This window comes from Chryseobacterium sp. Leaf394 (assembly GCF_001424105.1).
GTDB lineage: Bacteria > Bacteroidota > Bacteroidia > Flavobacteriales > Weeksellaceae > Chryseobacterium.
This window is the reverse complement of the sequence record NZ_LMQH01000004.1, coordinates 310,884-332,559: the sequence shown is the minus strand read 5'-3', so window position 1 is coordinate 332,559 and position 21,676 is coordinate 310,884. Positions and strand designations below refer to the sequence as shown.

20 protein-coding genes are annotated in these 21,676 nt (G+C 36.8%); 6 read left to right on the top strand and 14 right to left on the bottom strand.

Annotated features, from left to right (window positions below; all coding sequences use genetic code 11):
- Nucleotides 1-425 precede the first annotated feature (425 nt).
- The 11 genes from ASG21_RS02240 to ASG21_RS02190 all read right to left on the bottom strand — a co-directional run bounded on the left by ASG21_RS02240 (nucleotide 426) and on the right by ASG21_RS02190 (nucleotide 12,991).
- Nucleotides 426-953, bottom strand: coding sequence for a hypothetical protein (locus ASG21_RS02240; protein WP_128414192.1), 528 nt, complete (start codon nucleotides 951-953; stop codon nucleotides 426-428).
- A 10-nt stretch (nucleotides 954-963) separates the two neighbouring features.
- Nucleotides 964-1,497, bottom strand: coding sequence for a hypothetical protein (locus ASG21_RS02235; RefSeq protein WP_056075211.1), 534 nt, complete (start codon nucleotides 1,495-1,497; stop codon nucleotides 964-966).
- Nucleotides 1,494-4,226 (bottom strand): hypothetical protein, encoded by a 2,733-nt coding sequence (locus ASG21_RS02230; RefSeq protein ID WP_056075208.1) that lies wholly within the window; start codon nucleotides 4,224-4,226, stop codon nucleotides 1,494-1,496. The genes ASG21_RS02235 and ASG21_RS02230 overlap by 4 nt, the downstream gene beginning before the upstream one ends.
- A complete protein-coding gene (locus tag ASG21_RS02225) occupies nucleotides 4,219-5,016 on the bottom strand; it encodes a DUF3324 domain-containing protein (RefSeq protein ID WP_056075205.1) in 798 nt (265 codons plus the stop codon). Before ASG21_RS02225 ends, ASG21_RS02230 begins: the two co-directional genes overlap by 8 nt.
- 66 nt (nucleotides 5,017-5,082) lie before the next feature.
- On the bottom strand, nucleotides 5,083-5,664 hold the full coding sequence (locus ASG21_RS02220; RefSeq protein ID WP_056075202.1) for a hypothetical protein: 582 nt from the start codon (nucleotides 5,662-5,664) through the stop codon (nucleotides 5,083-5,085).
- Nucleotides 5,665-5,958: 294 nt separating this feature from the next.
- On the bottom strand, nucleotides 5,959-7,563 hold the full coding sequence (locus ASG21_RS02215; RefSeq protein WP_056075199.1) for a hypothetical protein: 1,605 nt from the start codon (nucleotides 7,561-7,563) through the stop codon (nucleotides 5,959-5,961).
- Between the two features lie 24 nt (nucleotides 7,564-7,587).
- The gene (locus ASG21_RS02210; protein WP_056075196.1) at nucleotides 7,588-8,385 is read right to left on the bottom strand and encodes an SDR family oxidoreductase; all 798 of its coding nucleotides are present in this window, start codon (nucleotides 8,383-8,385) and stop codon (nucleotides 7,588-7,590) included.
- A gap of 244 nt (nucleotides 8,386-8,629) precedes the next feature.
- Nucleotides 8,630-9,850, bottom strand: coding sequence for a 3-phosphoshikimate 1-carboxyvinyltransferase (locus ASG21_RS02205; RefSeq protein ID WP_056075193.1), 1,221 nt, complete (start codon nucleotides 9,848-9,850; stop codon nucleotides 8,630-8,632).
- On the bottom strand, nucleotides 9,847-11,058 hold the full coding sequence (locus ASG21_RS02200) for a hypothetical protein (protein ID WP_128414191.1): 1,212 nt from the start codon (nucleotides 11,056-11,058) through the stop codon (nucleotides 9,847-9,849). The genes ASG21_RS02205 and ASG21_RS02200 overlap by 4 nt, the downstream gene beginning before the upstream one ends.
- A 6-nt stretch (nucleotides 11,059-11,064) precedes the next feature.
- Nucleotides 11,065-11,391, bottom strand: coding sequence for a nucleotide pyrophosphohydrolase (locus ASG21_RS02195; protein ID WP_056075266.1), 327 nt, complete (start codon nucleotides 11,389-11,391; stop codon nucleotides 11,065-11,067).
- A gap of 187 nt (nucleotides 11,392-11,578) precedes the next feature.
- Nucleotides 11,579-12,991, bottom strand: coding sequence for a hypothetical protein (locus ASG21_RS02190; protein ID WP_056075188.1), 1,413 nt, complete (start codon nucleotides 12,989-12,991; stop codon nucleotides 11,579-11,581).
- 183 nt (nucleotides 12,992-13,174) lie between these two features.
- On the opposite strand from ASG21_RS02190, the gene ASG21_RS02185 reads away from it, so the two are divergent.
- The 6 genes from ASG21_RS02185 to guaB all read left to right on the top strand — a co-directional run bounded on the left by ASG21_RS02185 (nucleotide 13,175) and on the right by guaB (nucleotide 19,055).
- Entirely contained in the window at nucleotides 13,175-13,426 is a 252-nt protein-coding gene (locus ASG21_RS02185; RefSeq protein ID WP_056075185.1) for a type B 50S ribosomal protein L31, read from the top strand.
- 172 nt (nucleotides 13,427-13,598) lie between these two features.
- Nucleotides 13,599-14,759 carry a GlmU family protein gene (locus tag ASG21_RS02180; protein ID WP_056075182.1) on the top strand — a complete coding sequence of 387 codons (1,161 nt, stop codon included), beginning with the start codon at nucleotides 13,599-13,601 and terminating at the stop codon, nucleotides 14,757-14,759.
- Nucleotides 14,760-15,020: 261 nt separating this feature from the next.
- The gene (locus tag ASG21_RS02175; RefSeq protein WP_056075179.1) at nucleotides 15,021-15,530 is read left to right on the top strand and encodes a sigma-70 family RNA polymerase sigma factor; all 510 of its coding nucleotides are present in this window, start codon (nucleotides 15,021-15,023) and stop codon (nucleotides 15,528-15,530) included.
- Nucleotides 15,505-16,155 (top strand): hypothetical protein, encoded by a 651-nt coding sequence (locus ASG21_RS02170; protein WP_241773432.1) that lies wholly within the window; start codon nucleotides 15,505-15,507, stop codon nucleotides 16,153-16,155. The genes ASG21_RS02175 and ASG21_RS02170 overlap by 26 nt, the downstream gene beginning before the upstream one ends.
- A gap of 12 nt (nucleotides 16,156-16,167) precedes the next feature.
- A complete protein-coding gene (locus tag ASG21_RS02165) occupies nucleotides 16,168-17,448 on the top strand; it encodes a DUF4252 domain-containing protein (RefSeq protein WP_056075176.1) in 1,281 nt (426 codons plus the stop codon).
- Between the two features lie 146 nt (nucleotides 17,449-17,594).
- Nucleotides 17,595-19,055 carry an IMP dehydrogenase gene (gene guaB, locus ASG21_RS02160; RefSeq protein ID WP_056075172.1) on the top strand — a complete coding sequence of 487 codons (1,461 nt, stop codon included), beginning with the start codon at nucleotides 17,595-17,597 and terminating at the stop codon, nucleotides 19,053-19,055.
- Nucleotides 19,056-19,131: 76 nt separating this feature from the next.
- On the opposite strand, the gene ASG21_RS02155 is transcribed toward guaB, so the two are convergent.
- The 3 genes from ASG21_RS02155 to ASG21_RS02145 all read right to left on the bottom strand — a co-directional run bounded on the left by ASG21_RS02155 (nucleotide 19,132) and on the right by ASG21_RS02145 (nucleotide 21,619).
- On the bottom strand, nucleotides 19,132-19,824 hold the full coding sequence (locus ASG21_RS02155; RefSeq protein ID WP_056075169.1) for a T9SS type A sorting domain-containing protein: 693 nt from the start codon (nucleotides 19,822-19,824) through the stop codon (nucleotides 19,132-19,134).
- A 6-nt stretch (nucleotides 19,825-19,830) separates the two neighbouring features.
- Nucleotides 19,831-20,424, bottom strand: a complete 594-nt coding sequence (locus ASG21_RS02150; protein WP_056075167.1) for a tail fiber protein — start codon at nucleotides 20,422-20,424, stop codon at nucleotides 19,831-19,833.
- 118 nt (nucleotides 20,425-20,542) lie between these two features.
- Nucleotides 20,543-21,619, bottom strand: a complete 1,077-nt coding sequence (locus ASG21_RS02145; protein WP_056075164.1) for a DUF4407 domain-containing protein — start codon at nucleotides 21,617-21,619, stop codon at nucleotides 20,543-20,545.
- Nucleotides 21,620-21,676: the final 57 nt, after the last annotated feature.

Sequence of the window (21,676 nt, the reverse complement as noted above, 5' to 3'; positions counted from 1 at the left end):
AGGTTAAGGTTAAGGTTAAGGTTAAGGTTAAGGTTAAGGTTAAGGTTAAGGTGGGATTTGAGGGATGCGGCTTATAGGTTCAGGCAATTATGATAAGCCAATATCATATACCGGTCTGGTATAAAGGCAAAAAATGCTGATCAGGCTTACTCAAGTATAAATCATCATTTATCAATCATAATTTATCAATTATTACCTATTGCTCATTACTGATTACTAATTACTCATTACCAATTATTCTGGCTATAAGTTTGTTTTAGATACGCTTTTCCGGCATACAAAATCCCATAGCCCTGATAGCNTTCTAAATTTTTATAAAGAGCCGGCGACAAAAAAGATACAGCGGATAGCAGGAAAAAGCTCCTGAAAATTAAGGATTTCTTTCTGGCAGGTGTTTGCCCTACAGAAAATATTTTATCTGAGTGTTAGAGTGCGCTGATTGTAAAAACGATGTTTGCCTGATAAGCTGCTGAAGGTACTGTGACGGATATGCCTGAAAGCCTTACCTGGACAGGAATATTTGAATAGGTGCCTCCTGCTAAAAGACCATAGATTCTGAGAATCATAAAACTTGTTGATGCCGCCTGATTGACTGTTGTATATTCGTTTAATGTATTGCCTTCTATCACGCAGTTGTTGCATGGTGAACCGTTCCCCGTTCTGCGGACTGCGAGTGCCAGATTACTGTTCCAGTTTACGTTGTTTTGGCTGACGGAAATCCGTACGGCGTTTGAAAGAAGACCTATTGGAATAGTTCCTGTAATAGTAATCTGTGCGGGATTAATGCTTTCCGTACTGCCTACATAATTGTTACCGGCTTCAGTGATTGCAGTAACCGGAGCCGTCCAGTCACTTCCGCCCACGGTGATTGCTTGGGCAGCCATGGTGGATGCCGTAGCAACCATAGATAGTATGATTAATTTTTTGCAGAAAAAATATTTTAGTTCAGACATAATTTCATTTTTAATCACTGATCGTGTACGTTACCAATACCGATGTACTGCCTGCGGTGATATTGGCATAATTTCCGGTGGCTGCAGTGAGCGTTAACTGATGACCGTTGCTGGTTCCGTTTCCTGTGAAAGCACCTCTTATTCCTGAAATGATTATAATGGGACTGGTAGTGAGTGTTACTGCTGTGAGTGCACTAGAGGTTCCTAAGACTCCGCCACCTGTTCCGGAAGCGTTGGCTACCGATAATCTGATATTTATCCCCGGAATTGTCTGGCTTACAAATGCGGTTACAGTTCTTGCGGTACCTGCTGCAGTGACTGCCGATGTGTAATTGAGCCATTTTGATGTATTGGGCGTGGGCGCACTGACAGGATTCCCTGCTTCTGTAGGAGCTGTGAAATTCAGATTGATATTAACTCCGTGCGGCTCTACATCCAGCAGTGCTACTGTGGGTAAAGTTATGTTTACAGCCCGGCTTTGTGCAGATAAGCCATAACTTAAATTCAACATGATGAAAATTATTATTTTTAAACCACGCTTCATTTTCCTGTTTTACTACCGTTATAACTCACTTTGACGGGCTCTTGCTGGTACCTGATTTCCTTTTGCTGTCTGGTGATATTTACAGCTATATTTTTCTTCTCACCAGATCTTAGGGTAAATTCAAATTTGTCTGTCGCTATTTTATATCTTTTGTCCATTCCGTCGCGGTAGATTTTTACAGTCCAGTCTCCGGGACGGAGGTAGGTAAAATCAAATTTGTCGTTAACTGATACGATTTTTCTGAAAATCTGATCTCCCTGTGAAGCCTCAACAATAACACTTTCCTGTTTCTTTTTTTCTCTCGCTGTGCTCAGTTGCGCAAAACGTACGCTGTTTTCTTTTTCTTCCTGATGAAGTATGACATCACCCTGAATTAATGCTGCATTTGTTATTCCAAAGTTGAGAATATTCTCTTTGTCAGTGAGATTTACTTCTGCAGGCATACGGATATCAGTAATATTATTTAACCCTAAAGTAGACCTGTCGATTTCGATGGTGTAATCTTTAGGTGCAACATTTTTAAAAATGTAATTACCGTCTTTATCACTTATGGAAATGTAGTTTCCCATAAATAATCTTATACCTTCTACCTTTTCAATACCTAAATTTGATATGTTTCCGGACAGTGTGACGTACTCTGCAATCTTTTTAACCGGTGCATTGATGTTGACAGAATATTTTAATGAAACAATAAAATCTCTGTTGCCCGTCTGCCCCCGCTGTAATGTATAGCGACCCGAGAGATCAATAAAATGATTTCTGAATATCTGCTGATGATAAACGGCTTCAAAAAGATTCCGGTCTGTGAAAAAATCTTCGGGGATATAATTGTTTTGATAGAATATGCTTAAAAAGTCTGTTGAAGAAAAACGGCTGATTATTCTTGCGCCATAGTAAATCTGCTTTTGATTTTGATTAAGATAGCGTGAGTTTTCAGCATAGCTTCCATAGAGACTGAATGAAGTTTTGAATTTTTCAAAACCTAAATTGACGGAATAAAGTCTGGACTGACCAGATATTCCATTTAAATAATTCTCGGTCGTTCCCAGCTGAGCTTCTGTACCGATATTGAAAATTCCAATTTGCTGGTTGATACTGGCTCTGATAAAAGATTCATTATAATCAAACCTTCTTATTTCCAGACGGTCCTGGTATCTTTGAAAACCTCCCAAAAGCATTAATTTACCTTTTTGGGCATATTTAAATTCCAGTCCTGCCTGAAGATATTTCTGATAGGGAGCGACTCCAAATAAGGTATCTCTTTTGAAGTTGGTGGCGTCCTGCTTGTAGTTTCCTACTATGGTAAGTCTTTCTAATACGCGATATTGAAGATTTGCCGTCATAGAATTGGTATTGGTAAAGTACCCGGAGAAATCTGAAGATGCCTTTAAGTAAATCAATCCTGCTGTAATTTTATTAAAATTTCCCTGTAACTGTGCCATGTAGGCAAAACCGTCTGTAAAATTATTTTTACTGTAAGCCAATTCTCCCTGTGCATCTATTAACTTTAATATTTTAGTTTTCCCCGTGATGTAGGGAAGGTGAGTATTCAGGCCTTCTCTCTGTGTGCGGGGAATTTTGTATAAATATCCGGCCTTCACATCGCTTTCATTATTGATATGATAGGTAGAGTACACATTATACTCGTCTTTAATGTCTCTGAAAAATCTTGGATGATTGTAAAATCCACCAACAGAAATCTTTTTGAATCTGTAATTCAGTTCGGCACCTCTGCCATATCTCGCAAATTCGGTCAGCAAAGATGAAGAATAACCTTTGTCTCCCAAATGTGCTGAAAAATTTTTGTTTTTATAGTTCACAAAATATTCTTCATAAGGTGTGAAAGCATTAAATTCTACCGGATTTTTTGTGATCGCGTGAAACTGTATGACGTCTGAATTATCTTTACTTAAACTGCCAATTCCAGACAGCTCTCCCTGAAATCCATCTCTGTAATCTCCTCTGTTGCTTTGCCCGATATAGTTCACAGAAGCAACGACAGGAAGCCTGTGATAAATATCTTCATCCGTAGGTTTTACCGGAATTATTTTTACATTATTGTACGCCGTTGTTTTTTCGACGGGAGTATTTTCTGTAGTTGCATTCAGATAAATATTCTGATAGGCTACAGTTCCCACATCCGGATTTGTATATTGGGTTAAGCCAATAGTTCTGCTCTCACCGGGGTGAAGGATAATCACGGAATCTCCTTCTATAAAACTGCTTTTTTCGGTGGAAAGAAATAGTTTTTCAGTCATATTACCGTTGTTTTTAGCAATGACAGTAGCCTTAATTGTTTCTCCGGCTTTCACATATTCGGGAAAATCTCCTTTCGTCAGTGTCAAATTTCTTTTTCCGGAAATTTCGAGTGCAGTTTTCTTTGTGATTTGTTCCCCCGTGGAGATGTCTTTAATATGTAAGTAAATTAAACAAGAACCTTTCGGAGTATCAGATGAAATTCTGACAGGTACAATATGGATGTAGCTTTGCCACGGCAGAACGGTGATTTCATTTTTGCTCAGAATGGGTTTTATACTTTCATTGGAAGTTTCCACCCTGAGCTCGAAGGTCTTTGGCTGAGCAGATGGGTTTTCTATTTTAAATGATACAGAAGTAGTAGTTCCCGGCTGTAAAATTTGATCTTCATAGATATCTACTTTCTCAATATTCTGTGAAAGGAAAATTACAGGGAATAAAATTAAAATATATAGAAAGCAATTTTTAATCATTCTTTACTTCGAGGCTGACATTGAGGGCGAAAGCATTTTCGTCTTCGTCAGTGGCCAGAATTACGGCGGAGTAATTGCCGGGATTTATTTTGCTGATATCAATAGGAAACATTTTGGAAGTTCCGGGAAGAAGTCCCATCACCATGCTTGTAAAATCACCCACTTTGACACCATTCCTGTCATAAATTTCGGCCGTGACTTTTGGTTTACAAAACAGATTTCCGTTGTTGGCGACAGCAATTTTCAGGGTTTTCAAAGCGCCTTCACTTTCAATTTTTACACTTTCGAATTTCAGTTCAGGCTTTGCGTTTTCAGAATCGAAATCGGTAATGATCTGTATGGCGTATCTTACAATTGAGCTGATATTTACGCCGGGTCTGTTATCCAGAGGATTGATTTTATCAACAGGTTCTACCATAATGGCACTCCAGTAGCTTCCGGATTCAGATAAATTTTTTGGAACTGCAATTTCGTATCTGATGGTTGTTTTTTCTTTACCTTTCAGAGTTAAAAGATTGGTATTGATTTTTACCCATGATGAATTAGATCTTTTTACAGTAGCCGGAGCAGTATAAAATATATTCCCATCAGCATTGTAGCTTAGATCCTGAAAAAATACTTTAACATCCTGAGGTGCCGATCCGGTGTTTTCAATTTCAATACTGCCTTTGTAAACCTGTCCTTTTTCGACTTTATAACTGTGGGTAAGTCCATTGAGAACCACGATGCCAGCTTTCGCACATTGTAAACTCACGGCAAAAAAGATAAATACAAGAAACTGTTTTATCATTTCTAAAAGTTTTAGGAGTTAATAAAAAGGAGAAACATGGAAAGTTTCTCCTTCATATCAGATTTTTTAGTTGTCAGAAATCGTATACGTTACAGTCGCAGTCGCAGTGCTTGCCACTAAGTCTGCATAATTCGCTGTAGAACCTACAGCATTTCCATAATTTACATTGTATGTAAGATTATGACCGTTGGTTGCACCATTTCCAGTAAATGCACTTCCAATACCGGTAAGAATATTCTGATCTGCGGCAGTAAGTGTCAGCTGAGCAGAAGGAATTCCAAATGTTCCGGAACCAACTCCTGCCTTTGCAGCAGCAGTAACTTTGATATCAACTCCGGGAATAAGTGCATTTAATTTCACAGAAACCGCTCTCACGTTATCCGGAGCTGTAGCTGCTTTAATGGAAGAGTAGTTAAGCCAGAGACTTGTATTGTCTGCCGGTGGCGTGATTGGTAAACCCGCTTCTGTAGGAGCTTCAAATCCCATCGTAATGTTTTTGGTTGCCGAAGGTTCAATATCAAGCAACGCCACTTCAGGGATTCCAATTCCGATGGTATGGCTGTCGGTTTTTGTATCAACCTGTGCATTGGCAGTAACAGATAAAGCAATAAATGCTAATGATAAAACAGGTAAGGTAATATTCTTCATGTTTCCGAATTTAAATTGTTTTTTTTGCAAAACTATAAAAAATTCAAACCTGAATGAGTTTTTTCACTTGATTTTTATCATTCTTATTGTTTCATAATCAGTAAGTTAGTTGTATTTGTTATTTTGTTTAAAAATAATTTTAATCACAGGTTTGTGTTTATATAAATATTATATTTAATAATTTTTAAATCAATTAATTTTAAGAATGATTTTTAATAAATTGATGAATCGGTAAATATAAAGAATTATGTTTGGGAATTAGTAATTTATAATAACTCTAAATTGAGAATAATTTTAGAATCTGCTTAATATTCCCCAGTGAATTTTAATGTCATTAAATTTGAACGGATTGCCGAATTCATTACCATTTGAAAGCTGAAAACTCATCAATCCGATAGGGATGAAGAAGTTGAAACCAAGGCCAACACTGTACAGTTTTGGTTTTACAGCCAGAGATTTATTATTGAGCTGACCGTACTGACCGAAAACATCAAAAAATGCCTGATTGCCGATGAGATAGCGGTATTCCAGACCACCGTAGTAAAAGAAATCTGCCGTCAGCGAGTTCTCGTTAAAGCCCCGTAATGAGTTCCATCCACCGAAACGGTAGAGTTCATTGGCTGTGAAGTCAACCTTGGAGTCGAGCATAGCGCCTTCTCCTTTGATGTTGAGGAAGTGGTTTCCGTTGATATGATAATTGTATTCACCAAAAAAGTAAAACTGATTTTGTGGTGATTTTATATTCTCTCTGGTATAAGTTGTCGTAAGATAATCGTAGCCGAAATTTATCCTGCTCTTGTACAGAAAAAGGTCGATGTCGCTCGGCTCAGTCATTTCAAAATAAATTCCCAGACCTTTTTTGTTGTAGTCTTTTCCCTGCACATAAAGGCTGTCCAGAATGGTTGAATTTTCAAATGTTCCCCTTAAACCGATTTTCTGGCGATTGTTGATATGATAATAAAATGCAGGTAAAGCTTTCACATTGGCAAACGTAGAATCCTGGCGGAAAATATTCACCTTCATGTTCATTCCCACATTGGAATTAAACAGATACGGTATATCAGTCTGGAGATCGAAATTCTGGCCTTTATCGGGGTTTCTCTGCCAATAAAGATTAATGGTTTCAAAACCGTTGAACATGTTTTTAAAGTTCACGTTAAGCGTACCGTTTAAGGTAAATTTCTCGGTCTTGTCATTTCCAAAACCAATTACTCCATCAAAAGTATTTGTTTTTTTCTTCTCCAAAAAAAGATAGATCTGCGTGGAATCTTTTGTAAATAAAGTTTGCGGCTGCCTCTCAAGCGATAAAAAAGGATGTCCCTGAAACTGTTTGTTAATGGCGATAAGGTTTTTGTCATCGTAATTTTTACCTTTAAACTCCTTGTTTAAATTTTTCACAAAACGCTTCGGAACTCTCGTATAACCTTTCATTACAAAGCCGTCAACCGTACGTTTATCGTTTTTATTAATGTCAAGTTCCACTACTGGATAACCGTTTTTCTTGGTTTTCACTGTAGATTTTAAACGGCTGAAGGCAAAACCGTCATCAATATAAGCTTTGTTAATTTTGTTCTTTGTAGAATCTAAATTTTTAGTGAAAAACTCTTTCTCAGTTTTCAGTTTTTTGACGATGGAGTCTGAAAGCGAAACATAAGTTATATTGTAATTTTTGCCTTTGTCAAAGAAAATTTCTGTACTGTCACCTTTGATTTTAACCTCTTTCAGTTCTGTGAAAAAGTAGTTGCTCTGCGCCAGTGAATCGAGAAATTTTACCGCTGTCGCAGAATCTTTTACCTTTTTTCGGATCTTAGTTTCAGTGTCAATCAGAAAATACTGTTTTTTCTGCGCTTGTGCTAAAACGCAGATCAGGACAAAGAATATGTTCAGAACTAATTTCAAATCTCAAACTTCAAACTACAAATCTTACAATTTATTGTATTTCTTCATCAGATTCTCATACGTTCCCTGTGGCAGAATCCATTTCAGAGGAACACCGATTTTCTGGCCGAATTTACCGAAATAATAATGAGCTTTCCACTTCTTTTTAGTTAAAAGTTGGTCGATGTACTCAGCAACTTCCAGAGGCTCGGTTCCGTCGCCAACGTGGGAATTCATCAAAGCATACACTTTGTCAAAAACATTTTTGTAAGGTTCAGTCACTTTTGTTTTGACGCGGTTTTCTGCAATGTTGGTTTTTATGTCACCTAGATGTAGTGAACAGACATTCACATTCCACGGATAAACTTCATATCTCATCGCTTCTGTAACTTTATCCAAAGCCGATTTCGAAGCTGAATAAAATCCGCGGAAAGGCAATCCCATTTCGCTTCCAATACTCGAAACATTGATGATCTGGCCAAATTTATGTTCACGCATTTTCGGCATCACGGCGGTCATCATTTGTACTGCTCCCACAAGATTCAGATTAAATAATTTTAAAATATCCTCCTTCGAAGAATCTTCCACAGCACCTACCATTCCCATTCCGGCGTTGTTGATGAGCACGTCGATTTTGCTTTCGGTTTTTAAAACTTCGGCAATTGCATTCTGAACGGCATCATTATCAGTAATATCGGTTGGGATTGATTTAAAATATTGATTTTCAGTAAATTTTCGGCTCAGTCCATAGATGTGATGACCTTTTTTTCCGAAATATTCTGCAAGTACGAAACCTATTCCTGAGGAAGTTCCGGTGATGATGATTGTTTTGTGGTGTGACATTTAAAACTGAAATATTTATTTGTATTACGATTTGTGAATTTGTAATTTCATTCTCAAACCGTTTAATTTGATAAGAATGGTAAATTTATGAATAAACTGTTGATGATATTCTTTGGTGGGTGCTTTTTCCTCTGTTGATTTTGTTAAATTTCTTTTTAATGCTTTGTCTGAATAATATTTTCATTTTAAAAGTGATGATTACGGCTGAAGACTATTGGTTCAAAAGTTAACTGAGAAAAGTAAATTAATATTTCAAAAAAAAGTTTAAATCCTCCCAAAACATCGGATAAGATTTTTCCACAACATCCTCATCTTCAATATTTAATTCCTTAATCAGGCAAAACGGTGCAAAACTCATCGCCATCCTGTGATCCTGATAGGTTTTAATGGAAATGTTTTCTTCAGGCTCTGTGAAGTTGATTGATTTGATAGTTGAATCTCCAATCTCAGTTTCGCAACCCAGTTTTTTTAATTCAATATTTAAAGCCAAAAGTCGGTCTGTTTCTTTCACTTTTAATGTTCCCAAACCTGAAATTTCAAACGGGATTTTCAATGCTGCGGCCGTTACACAAAGGGTTTGCGCAATGTCCGGACAGTTGTTCATATCCAAAACAATCTTTTCAGGAAACTGGAAATTTTCAACAGGCTGAAGAGTCAATTGGTGTTCTTTTTCTGTGAAGATCGTTTTAATCCCCAAAAACTTTTCATAAATCTCTGCAATCGCCGAATCTCCCTGAGTAGAGTCTTTGTGAAAACTTTTCAGATGAATTGTTTCTCTTCCGATCGCAGCAAATGAGTAGAAGTACGACGCAGAACTCCAGTCGCTTTCCACTTCATAATTAATGATTGATGGTTGATAATTGATGAATGATTCAACTTTGATTGTATTTCCTTCAAATTTATTTTTAATTCCAAAATGGGTTAATATATTGAGTGTCATCTCGATATATGAACGTGATGTAACTTCGCCTACTAAATTGATTTCCAAACCGTTTTCCAGTTTTCCCGCAATTAACAGAAGAGAAGTGATAAACTGGCTTGAAATATTAGCCGGAACATCAACTTTCTTCTCAGTAATTTTTCTTCCCGTAATTTTCAACGGCGGGAAACCTTCATTTTCTAAATATTCGATTTCAACCCCCAAATTTTGCAAAGCGGTAACCAAATTTTTGATTGGTCTTTCTTTCATTCTTCCCGAACCGGTAAGAACTGTCGTTTTCCCATCCTGAATTGAATAAAATGATGTTAAAAAACGCATTGCCGTTCCTGCGTGATGAATGTCTACTGTTTCGGAGTTTTCCGATAAAGCTTTTTGAAGTAATTGTGTGTCCTGAGAATTGGATAAATTACTGATTTCTATGTTTTCGAACAGACTTTCCAAAATCAACAAACGATTCGAAATACTTTTCGAACCGCTGATTTGTATGGTTGTATTGTTTTTAAGTGAAGATTTTTTTAGAATCATTTTGAATAGTATAATTTGCCGTTTTGATCTGCGTAGCAGAAAAATTTATTGTCTTTATCAAACATTTTGAAGAGTTGGAAGCCTTTTTTTCCATAATCTCTCCGGAAAAAATAGGGAATCATTTTAGATTCAGGTGTTATAAATTCCTGAGTTTTATTCATGAATACCAGATATTGATAGTTTTCTGAATTTTTAACTATAAATCCGCTGGCAAAAACTCCGTGACCGTCCGCAATCATTATTTTATCATATTTTGGCATGATCAAATACTTGTTTTCGCTTGTTAGAAAATAGCCGGATTTATTTTTCTCTTTTTTGATATAGGCGTAATCATAAGAGGCGTCCTTTGTTTCAAAAGATAATTCTTCCGGTGTTTTATCCTCAAAAGATTCTCTTACGTGAATGATTTTTCCTTCTGAGTTTTCTGGTATGGGATTTTTTTCTACCTCAAAATTCGGCATTTTTGTGGCTTCGTACGAAGAATAACCGGAGCGGCCGTAACCGTTGCGACCATTATCGTTGCTATATCCTAATTCGTCTGTTTTTGATGATTTAATCTTTCCGTTTTCAAAATCGATTAGCAGTTTCTTTTTCATCCCGCCTGAATCGTACGTTATGGCAAAAGATTTTGGAAACTTCTCATAATCTGTATCTACGTCATAAGAATTTTCAAAAAAAGTTTTGATGATTTTCTTTTGCTTTTTATCGATTTGGTATAATCCATAATGGTTTTCGGAAGAGTACAAAAGTAAAAGTGCTGTTTCTTTTAAAGCATTTCCTTTGGTTGCGCTTTCATCAATTACAATAATATTGTTGTAAGCCCGGTCAAGAATCTGTTCACCTTTGAGATTGTATAGAAACTTTGAAAGATAATTCGGATTTCCGTGCGAACCATTATAGGCTTCTTTATCCTTTATTTTAACAGCTTTTACAAAATCTCCTTCATTTTCAAAATAGGCAAAATCGGTGTCTTTCAAAATGATTCTGTCTTTTAGAATGTAAGATTTTTTCAAACTTGGGCTGATTTTAATTCCTGTGAAATCGTTATTATATCCAACAGCGATTTTATCGAACTGTGAAGGAACCACCAGTTTTCCGCTTTCATCAGAAATTCCAAATTTGTCACCTTGACGATAAGGCACAAAAATTTGTGAGCTGTAAAAGGTAAATGTAAGAAGAAGTAGCAAGTAAGTAAAGCGGAACTTCATGAGTTTCTATTTCAATTTTTGATTATTCTGATGCCTGTCTTTATCGCGATCAGTTTTTATCTTCATTTTTTTGTCAAAAGCTTCCTGCAGATTGACACCGGTTTGATTGGCCAGACATAAAGTTACAAACAAAACATCGGCTAATTCTTCGCCCAGATCTTTGGTCTTATCGCTTTCCTTCTCGCTCTGCTCACCATATCTTCTGGCAATAATTCTGGCAACTTCGCCTACTTCCTCGGTAAGCATTGCCATGTTGGTCAGTTCATTAAAATATCGGACACCAATGGTTTTGATCCATTCGTCCACCTGTGTTTGAAGCGTAGTAATTTCCATGTTAAAAAGAGCCAGGTTTAAAGTTAAAAGAGCCAAGTAAAGAGCAAAGGCAAAAGTTAAAAGAGCCAAGAGTTAAATCCGTAATATTGTTTTGATCAAACTTGTGTCAATTACATTAATAATTGCTCATCACTTATTTTCGAATCTCAAATCTCGAATCTCAAATCTCAAATCTCAAATCTCAAATTTACTGATAGGCTCCCAAAGTTATATTGGAAGTTCTTGAAACGCCGACGATATCTGTTGGAACCGAAGCAGCGATGGCTGCATTGCCTTTATTTCTCGCCGGAGAATCAGCTTTTACGCGGAGATTCATCTGTGCAGCAAAGAAATTAATGAATTTAGGATCTTCGTTTTTTAAACTCTGAACAACAAAAGTTGGGTTATTGTCAAAAGGAAAACCGGCCTCGGAAGTTCCTGAATATTTCAGAAGTGAATTTCTGATCAGAAAGTTGAACTGCTGCCCAGGCGTCTGCTCAAAATTCACAGCATTATCCCGGTCAGAGTAAACAATCGAATTCCAGATGTTTAATTGTTGTAAGGCACCCTGTTCTATTTGTCCGGTTTCATTCTTCCATTCATTAGTGGCGAAAATTCCTATTCGGTTTCTGGAACTCAAAAGATCTGAATAATTGGCAATTGTAGAATGGACATAAGAATGATTTCCACCCTTAAAAATAGAAACGCAGGCGTCTCCACAGTTGTTCATTACCAGATTGCTTGCATTTACCGTCGACGCAACAGCGTAAATCCCATTATCTAAAAAATTATGAATAAAAGAATTATTGATATTGGCAGTTGCCTGCTTCATGTCAAGACCATTGATTCCTCCAAAAAGTCTTGTATGATTCATATTTAAAATTGATCCGGCTTCCATTTTTACCGAGTTCCAGTTGTTTGGGATCGTGTCGTAATAGGTGTCGTTTCGGTCGCCACGCATGATGATTTGCTCGGTTTGGGTTCCGTTCAGATTCAGGGAAGCGCCATTGGAAATTTTCATTCCGCTGTTTTTGTGGAAATAAATTTTAGTTCCCGACTGTACATTCAGTGCAATGCCGTCATCCAAAGTCAGATTTCCGTAGATAATTTTAGCTTTAGAGTTGGTCCAGTTGGTATTGGCATCAATTACATTAGGATTGGTTGGTGTCTGAATAAAAAATTCAGCATCCTGAACTACTGAAAATAAGGTCACATGTTGCTGTCCGGCCGGACTAGTGAAAAGCACTCTGTCTTCAGCAATCGCTTCGGGTCCGGTAGCTGAAGGAGCTATTTCAACAAAAATATAAAGACTGTCTTTTTTTCTTAAAGGAACATCTTTAAAATCAAAACCTGGTTTACCGTCGACATTGATCTTGTATAAAGAAGCCCCTCCTTTTTCAAGATGAATTCTTGGGATCAGAACATCTTTGTCTTCGTTGTTATACACTTTTACGGCGTACGTTTCAGATCTTACCTGATGATAAACGGTATCACAAAATATTGTATCACGGTTAAAGCTGAGTTCCTGAGACGGCGTGTCGAAAGAGATTTCGTCTCTGTTGCAGGAAACGGCCAATAAAAGTATCCAGAAGGAACTTAGAAGAATGATTTTAAATTTCATTGAAATTCAGGTTTAAGAGTTCCAAATTTAACGAAAAATACTTCAATTTTCTTATTTCAGAAAAATAATGTTCAAGGTGTTTGGATATTTTAAAAAAAATTGTATTTTTGCAACCTAAAATTTAGCAGAAGAAATACCATTACTATTTCGAAAGCAAAACTTTAATTTTTTAAAAAATTTATTATGAAAAACGGAATTCACCCAGAAAATTATAGACTTGTTGTTTTCAAAGATATGAGTAACGACGAGGTATTTTTATGCAAATCTACTGCAGACACTAAAGACACAATCGAGTATGAAGGAACTGAGTACCCATTGATCAAAATGGAAATCTCTTCTACTTCTCACCCTTTCTACACAGGAAAAACTAAATTGGTTGACACTGCAGGTAGAGTTGACAAGTTCATGAACAAATACAAAAAATTCGCTAAGTAATTTTTTGAATTTACAATATTTTAAAGTCTTCCGGTTTTCGGGAGGCTTTTTTTGTGTGCATCACTCAAAATTAAAATCTCCATGGCAAAAATTTATCCCAGGATTTGTATTTTTGTCACATTCGAATCCCGAATCCCGGAACCCGAAACATAAATTTTAAACCCAAACCCGCATGCAACTCGTATTCTCCGATGCACAATATTGGGAAGATTTTCTTCCGCTTACTTTTACCCGTCCTGTCGCAGAAATGCGTTGCGGAATTCTTACGTTTTCCGAAAGATGGCAGAAAATTTTAGACTCAAATGAAATTTCATGGTTTACAGAAATGTATCTTCAGCAGAAATTCAGAGAGCCGGAGAAAAAAGAAAGTCTGTTTTTAGTTCCCAATTTTTTGCCTACGGAAACAGTAATTGAGCAGATTAAAGATCTAAAACAAGGCGAAGCATTGGTTTATGAAGATGAACTTGTTGCTGCAAAAATCAATATGAATGGATTTTCTCTGAATCAGATTGAAAAGATGACCGATATCAAAGAAAAATTGATTTTCTTCAAAAAACCAACCGACCTTTTTACTTTTAACAAAGAAGCCATCGATTTCGATTTTGAATTATTGACTAAAGGAAAAACTTCACAGGAATTATCATCTACAAATGGGTTTTTAGGCAATAAAGAAGATTTATTTATTGAAGAAGGTGCTGAAGTTGAATTTTCAACCATAAATACCAAAACCGGAAAGATTTACATTGGAAAAAATGCAGAAGTAATGGAAGGTTGTAATCTCCGTGGTCCGATTGCGCTTTGCGAAGGTTCAAAATTCAATTTGGGCGCGAAAATTTACGGTGCTACAACGGTTGGCCCGCATTCGAAAGTGGGTGGTGAGGTGAGCAACATCATTATTTTCGGATATTCCAATAAAGGTCATGATGGTTTTGTTGGAAATTCGGTGATTGGCGAGTGGTGTAATCTGGGTGCAGATACCAATTCATCCAATCTCAAAAATAATTACGGAAATGTAAAATTGTGGAATTACAGAACCAAAGATTTTCAGGATACAGGATTGCAGTTTGCCGGTGTGATTATGGGAGATCATTCTAAAACAGCAATTAATACGCAATTGAATACCGGAACGGTAATCGGCGTGGCATCCAACATTTTTAAAGAAGGTTTCCCTCCAAATTTAATTGAAAATTTTTCCTGGGGCGGATTTAAAGATGATGAACGGTTTAAATTAGACAAAGCTTATGAGGTCGCTGAAAAAGTAATGGCAAGACGAAAATTGCCTTTAACTGAGCATGACAAGGCAATCTTTAAGCATATTTTTGAAAATTATTAAAAAATGTTGAGGAGAAATTTGAACTATTAAAATGTTTTAGTTGTTAAGTTTTTTTAAGTAAATATCCGAAGATATTAATTAAGCATGTGGCTTAAAGCGAAGCTCAACTTATTAATTCTAAAAAACTTAATAGATCTTAATGTTTCAAAATAATTTGTTTTACAGCAAATAAAAATTAAAACTTCAAACTTTTTTGAAGTTTTTTTCATTGAAGTGTAATATATTTCCAATTCAGATTGTCTTACTAATAGAAACAGATTTATGACCCATGAAACTTTTAGGAATACGGTATTTATTCTCAGAGATGAGATGTATCGTTTTGCGAAAAGGTTTGTGATGAGCAGCGATGAAGCCGAAGATGTAGTTCAGGATTTGATGATCAAATTCTGGGAGAAAAAAGAGGAACTGGCGCAGTTTGGAAATTTTAAATCTTATGCTTTAAAATCTGTCAAAAATGAATGTCTGAACAGACTGAAGCATCATGATGTTAAGTTAGGTTTTGCAGATCTACAGCTTCACCGGTCAGAATTGTACAGCATGGATGTAAACAATATGAAGGAGCAGATTATCGGTTTTATCAACCAGCTTCCTGAAAAACAGAAAATGGTCATTCATTTGAAGGACGTAGAAGAATATGAAGTGTCTGAAATTTCTGAAATGCTGGAAATGGAAGAAAACGCAGTAAGAGTCAATCTTATGCGGGCGAGACAAAAAGTAAAAGAACAAATCTCACAATTGATGAGCTATGAGCAACGACAAATTTCAAGATAAATATAACGAAGTCTTCCAAAGTTTAAAGGAAGAAAAAATGAACTGGGATTTTGAAGATTTTCTTCAAAAAGCGGAAGGCAGTAATGAAGATAAGTCTGTAATTCCTATAAAAAACAGTAAACCTTCTTTTCCGAAATGGTTTTGGATGGCTGCAAGTGCAGTGATTGTTTTAGGTTTGACCTTAATTTTTAATTTAAATAAAAACACAGTTGCAAATCAGGAAAATTTAGTCAAAAACGAAGTTCTGAAACAGAAAAATGAGTTTGTCGCCGAAAATCATGAGCATGAAAATCAGATGGCTGTCAATTATTCCGATTCTATAGCGGGAGAAAAGAGAGATTCGGTTTTTGTTGAAAGCACGGTTGCTGAAAACGATGTACTGGATGAAATTCTTTCGAAAAAGGCCAGAATGAAAAAACAGATCAAACCAAAATTTGTCCAGAATGCAGTTTCTGAAGATTCCTCCGGGTACAGAGATTCTTATGTAATTGTAAACGGAAGAAAAATTTCGAGTGAGAAAGAAGCGTTGGATGTCACCACTTTTTCACTGATGAAAATGGGTAAAGAATTCAGGAAAACGGTAGCTTCTTTTAATAAAGACGAAGGTTTTACAGAAGAATATTAAAATAGAAATACAATGAAAAATATAGTTTTATTCATCCTCTTTTTTCTGGGCAGCTTTACGACCTGTACAGCTCAGAATGAAAAAATTGATCAGCTCTTCAACGATATGCAGAAAAAGGGTGTGACTTCAATTGAAATTAAAAAACCAATGTTTGCTTTGCTCAACAGCATCGATATCAGCGATGAGTATTTAGGTAAAATTAAGCCTGTAATGCGCGATGTGGATGGTTTGAAATTATTGGTTTTTAATAAAATTACATTTCCCGATCATTTGAAATCTGAAAATAGAGGTCAGATCAAAATGAATGAAGAGAAAAGTGAAAGGGTGTCAAAACTGCTTTCAGATCTTAATCTTAATGAATTAATGTCATTGAAAAGTGACGATGTCTCAATGAAATTTCTTGCCGAAAACGCAAAAAACGGCATTCTTGAAAATCTGATTTTCAATGTAGATTCCAAAGATGAGATTGTGATTTTTATGCTGAACGGAAAGATGAAGATGGATGATGTGAATAAAATGATCAGTTCGTCAGAAAATACGCTGACTGTAAAAAGCGGTAAGAAAGAAAATACAAGTCAAAATAAAAACAGCGTTTACCTGAGTGGAGAAGACAGAAATGTAGGCCAGTTTTTGGGAATCAGTGCAGCTACGGGAGTTGTAGTTAATTTTAAACAGGAAAATCCTGTCAGTGTAAGAGTGGTAGCTGATGCTGACAAAATGCAGTATGTTGTTACAAAAGTAGAGGATGGGATTCTTAATGTTTATATTGATAACAAGGATAAGAAAAATTTACAGATCAAAAACATCAGCGTGAATGTTTCAGCCCCCAAAATCGAGTCGATTAAAACTTCTTCAGGAGCGATATTTAATTCGATAAATAATATTAATGAAAATCGTTTGGCTCTTAATATTTCTTCGGGATCAGTTGTAAATGGTACGTTAAATATCAAAGAACATACTGTAGTTGAAGTAAACTCAGGAGCGGTAATGAATTCTCAGCTCAATACCAATGATCTGTCAGTAAAATCATCAAGCGGTTCCACTGCGAACCTTAAAGGCAATGCAAGATTTGGTACGGTGGATATGAGCAGCGGAGCGGTTTTCAATGCAGAAGGTTTTAAATTTGGTCAGCTGAAAGTTCAGTCAACTTCCGGAGCAAGAATATCAACCCATATTTTAGACGAACTTTCTGCAAGAGCTTCATCAGGAGGAACTATAGAGTATAAGGGAAATCCTAAAATTGATTCAGACATCAGCAAAGTCTCTGGCGGAAGTCTGAGAAAAATAGATTAACAGTTCATTTTATATTTAACTTTAATGACCGTCTTTTTGAGACGGTCATTTTTACATTTATTTTATGTATTGTTAAGTTTTATTTAAACTATTTAAACTCATTTTCGTATTCCGGTAAAAAGTCTTAATTTTGCAAGAAAGTAAAGATGTCTATTCATAACAAAATTGTAGAGACAGCCATCACTTTCGATGACGTGCTTCTAGTCCCTGCTTATTCTGAAGTTTTACCTAATCAGGTTTCATTAAAATCAAGACTTACCGACAAAATTACGCTTAACGTTCCTATCGTTTCCGCAGCAATGGATACGGTGACGGAGGCTGATTTGGCGATTGCACTGGCAAGAGTTGGTGGTTTGGGTTTCATTCATAAAAATATGACCATCGAAGAGCAGGCTGCTCAGGTCAACAGAGTAAAACGTTCCGAAAACGGAATGATCTCTGATCCCGTAACGCTTTCAAAAGATCACACTTTGGCTGAGGCTAAAGAAACGATGGCAAGATATAAAATTTCAGGTCTTCCCGTAGTGGATGCCGAAAACACGCTGATCGGAATTATCACCAACAGAGACGTAAAATATCAGGAAAACCTTGATCTGAAGGTAGAAGAGATTATGACCAAAAATAATCTGATCACTTCTGATAAAAATACAAACCTTGAAAAAGCCAAAGAAATTCTTCTTAAAAGCCGTGTAGAAAAGCTTCCGATCGTTGATGAAAACAATAAACTGGTAGGTTTAATTACGATTAAAGATATCGACAATCAGCTCGAATATCCCAACTCAAATAAAGACCATAAAGGCCGTCTGATTGTTGGTGCAGGAGTTGGCGTAGGCGAAGACACGATGGATAGAGTGGCTGCTTTGGTGGAAGCCGGAGTTGACATTATCGGTATCGATTCTGCTCACGGACATTCAAAAGGTGTTTTAGATAAGATTTCTGAAATCAGAAAATCCTATCCTAATCTGGATATTGTAGGTGGAAACATTGTAACCGCCGAAGCTGCCGAGGATCTGATCAATGCAGGAGCGAATGTTGTAAAGGTAGGAGTTGGTCCAGGTTCAATCTGTACAACAAGAGTAGTTGCAGGAGTTGGAGTTCCTCAGTTATCTGCGATTTACAATGTTTATGAATATGCTCAGTCTAAAAATGTAGCGGTCATCGCTGATGGTGGAATCAAACTTTCAGGAGACATCGTAAAAGCAATTGCGAGTGGAGCAGGAGCAGTAATGCTGGGTTCACTTCTTGCCGGAACAGATGAAGCACCGGGAGAAGAAATCATCTTCCAGGGTAGAAAATTCAAAACATACCAGGGAATGGGAAGTCTTTCCGCCATGAAACGTGGAGGAAAAGAAAGATATTTCCAGAGTGAGGCTAAGAAATTTGTTCCTGAAGGAATTGAAGGACGTGTGCCAAGCAAAGGTAAAATAGAAGATGTTGTTTTCCAGCTTACCGGAGGTTTAAGAGCCGGAATGGGCTACTGTGGAGCAAAAGATATTGAAGCTTTACAGAAAGACACCAAAATGGTGATGATTACCGGAAGCGGTTTGAAAGAATCTCATCCTCATGATGTTATTATTACTCAGGAAGCTCCAAATTATTCTTTGTAGAAATTTTAGAATTCAAAATATTGAAACCGGCGGTCATTTTGTGACCGCCGGTTTTGTTTCAAGAAAAAAGTAACTCTTATTTCTTTATAAATTTAAATTCATAATTTTTACCTTCAGCATCTCTAATTCTGAGCATAAATGTGCCGGCGCTCAATTCGGAAACAATCAGCCTTTCTTGAAATGTTTCTTTTCTCACAAGCTGCCCTGAAATATTATAGATTTCTACAGACTCCGCCTTTGTGATGCCAGATATTTTAATAAAATCAGAAACCGGATTGGGGAATAACTGAATTTTAGCATTTTTCAGACTCTCAGCTGTCGCAAGAAAAGATGAATGCACATCGCCACTCATGGTAGAATTGGCAGCAGAAAGATTTCCGCCACAGGCTCCCGTGGTTACAGCAGTATTTTCTACCCACGTCCCGAAGTTATTTGCAGGTGGATTGGCTACAACATTATTTCCTGTAGAATTATAATAAATCAAATATGGATTTACAAAATCTCCATTTCCGGTATCAGCTAAAAATTCCCATCTGCTGAGCGAGTTGTTCCATTGAATTTTAAATTCGCACACACCAAGTCCGCCACAATCCTGATCCCCGTTTACAGGAATGGTGATGTAAATATTTTTACCGAAAGAATCTACACCGGTTTTGGTAAAGGTAAAAGTGTTGCTGCTGTCAAAAAGGCTGTAACAGCCTTTAAAAGTTATCGTCTGGGCGAAAGCTGAGCTTCCAATGGCCAGACAAAAGGCGAGTATGGTTTTCATACTGCATTAATTTTGGGATGGAAAAACGCCCTGTAAGGAGATGATGCATTTCAATGTAACAAACGGCGGTCTGTTCTCATGAGGTTGGGTTCCTCCGGTAGGATTTACCATCGTTGCCTTCATTGTAGTATTGGCTGCCGCGTCAGAATACTCTTTATCCAGAGCTTTGGTATCTGCCGGAAGATTGCTGGTGGGCGAATTTTGATTTCCTTCACTACTCACTGCATTTACCGTGTGAGAGTGAGCCGGCATCTGGGTAACCAGTAATGTTACAGATTCTGTACCACCGGTTTGTCCCATAGTATAGGAAGTAGGTCCGCCCGGAGCCTGTCCTTCGTGTACCAAAACTCTTCCTCTCATGTCAGGTAATGCAAAAGTAGTCGTTCCATTTCCTCCATACATAGTTCCAAGCAATGAAAATAATGCCTGATTTTGTGCAATAGGGAGAAGCTGACCGTTGCAGGGAGCCCAGAATTTAGGAACAAAATTGTAGGGAACAAATGCGATCTGACCTAAAAAAGGATCTGAAGCCTGGGCATTTACAGGTGATGACGAAAGGATGCCCATAAGAAGGGCACCTGCCAAAGTTAATTTTTTCATGATATATTAGTTTTGAAATTTGTAATGCTAAGTTAAGATTTCTTTTCATTCGTTTGCATAAATTCATAAAAAAACCTTCCGGAATGCACTGGAAGGTAGTTTGTTAGGGGTATTTATTTTAGATTTTATTCTTTAAATTCTCTTTAAAATCATCAATTCTAAAGTCGGTTTGTGCGTTTCCTTTCTCTATTTTTTCCTTTGAATAAAGCCTGAAATCATTTTCTGCTTTTTCTAAAAGATAATCATAGGGTCCCACCGAAGAAATTAGTTTAACCAAAACCGGTGAAATTTCCAGACAGATAAAAAGTCCCATAATGAAAGCTGCTGCAGTAGCAATAATAGCTGAGTTTTTTCCCAGCTCATCCAAAGCCTGCAATCTCGCTGCAAAACCGTTGAACTTATCTTCAAATGTTTCGGTAGATTTTCTTTCCGTTTCAAGATTAGTGTAAACCTTGGAAATTTCTTTGTCTAAATATTCCAGTCTTGGAGCTGTCTGCTTCTGATAGTTTTCCAGATCCTGTCTGCGCTGTTCTTTCAGTTCCTGTTTTCTTTTGGCGTTCGTTCCAAAACCAACTTTCCCGCTCGTTAAGTTGGATTGTTTTCCTAAAATTTCCTTCTCCAGTTCCACCGCTGCCGAGTCGTAGGATTTTTGATACTGAGCTGTTTTTTCGGCAATCAGATTTTTTTCTGTTTCGAAGGGGCCGCTTTGCTGAAGAATTCTGCCGTTCATCTGCTTTTGAAGTTCAGTTTTGTTCCGCTGAATTATTGTGTTCAACTGCTTATTGACTTCTTTTTCAAAAATTTTAAGCTCTAAAGGTTTAGATATAATAATTCCTAAAAATGTTGCTAAAATTAATCTCGGAATAGACATCAGGATCTGATTCCACCATGTCCCCGTTTTTTTTATTGAGGAAACAATGTATCGGTCTAAATTAAAAATCATCAAACCCCACAGAATTCCAAAACCTATAGAAGCCCAGATGTCGTCGAAAATCGTAAACATTGCATAAGCCGCAGATAAAGTTGCAAAAACTGCAGTAAATAAAACGATACCGCCTATCCCTGAAAATTTATTCCACTCGCTTGGTGTCTTTCTTAAAATATGGATGTTGCCACCGGAGCAAAGCAGCAGAAATTTCTGAAACCAGTTGATCCTGTAATTGTTTTGATATAGAGTAGCTTGTGTATTCTTCATTATAAAAATTTATACAAAATTAGTATTAAATAACATACCATTGTTACAAATAGTAAT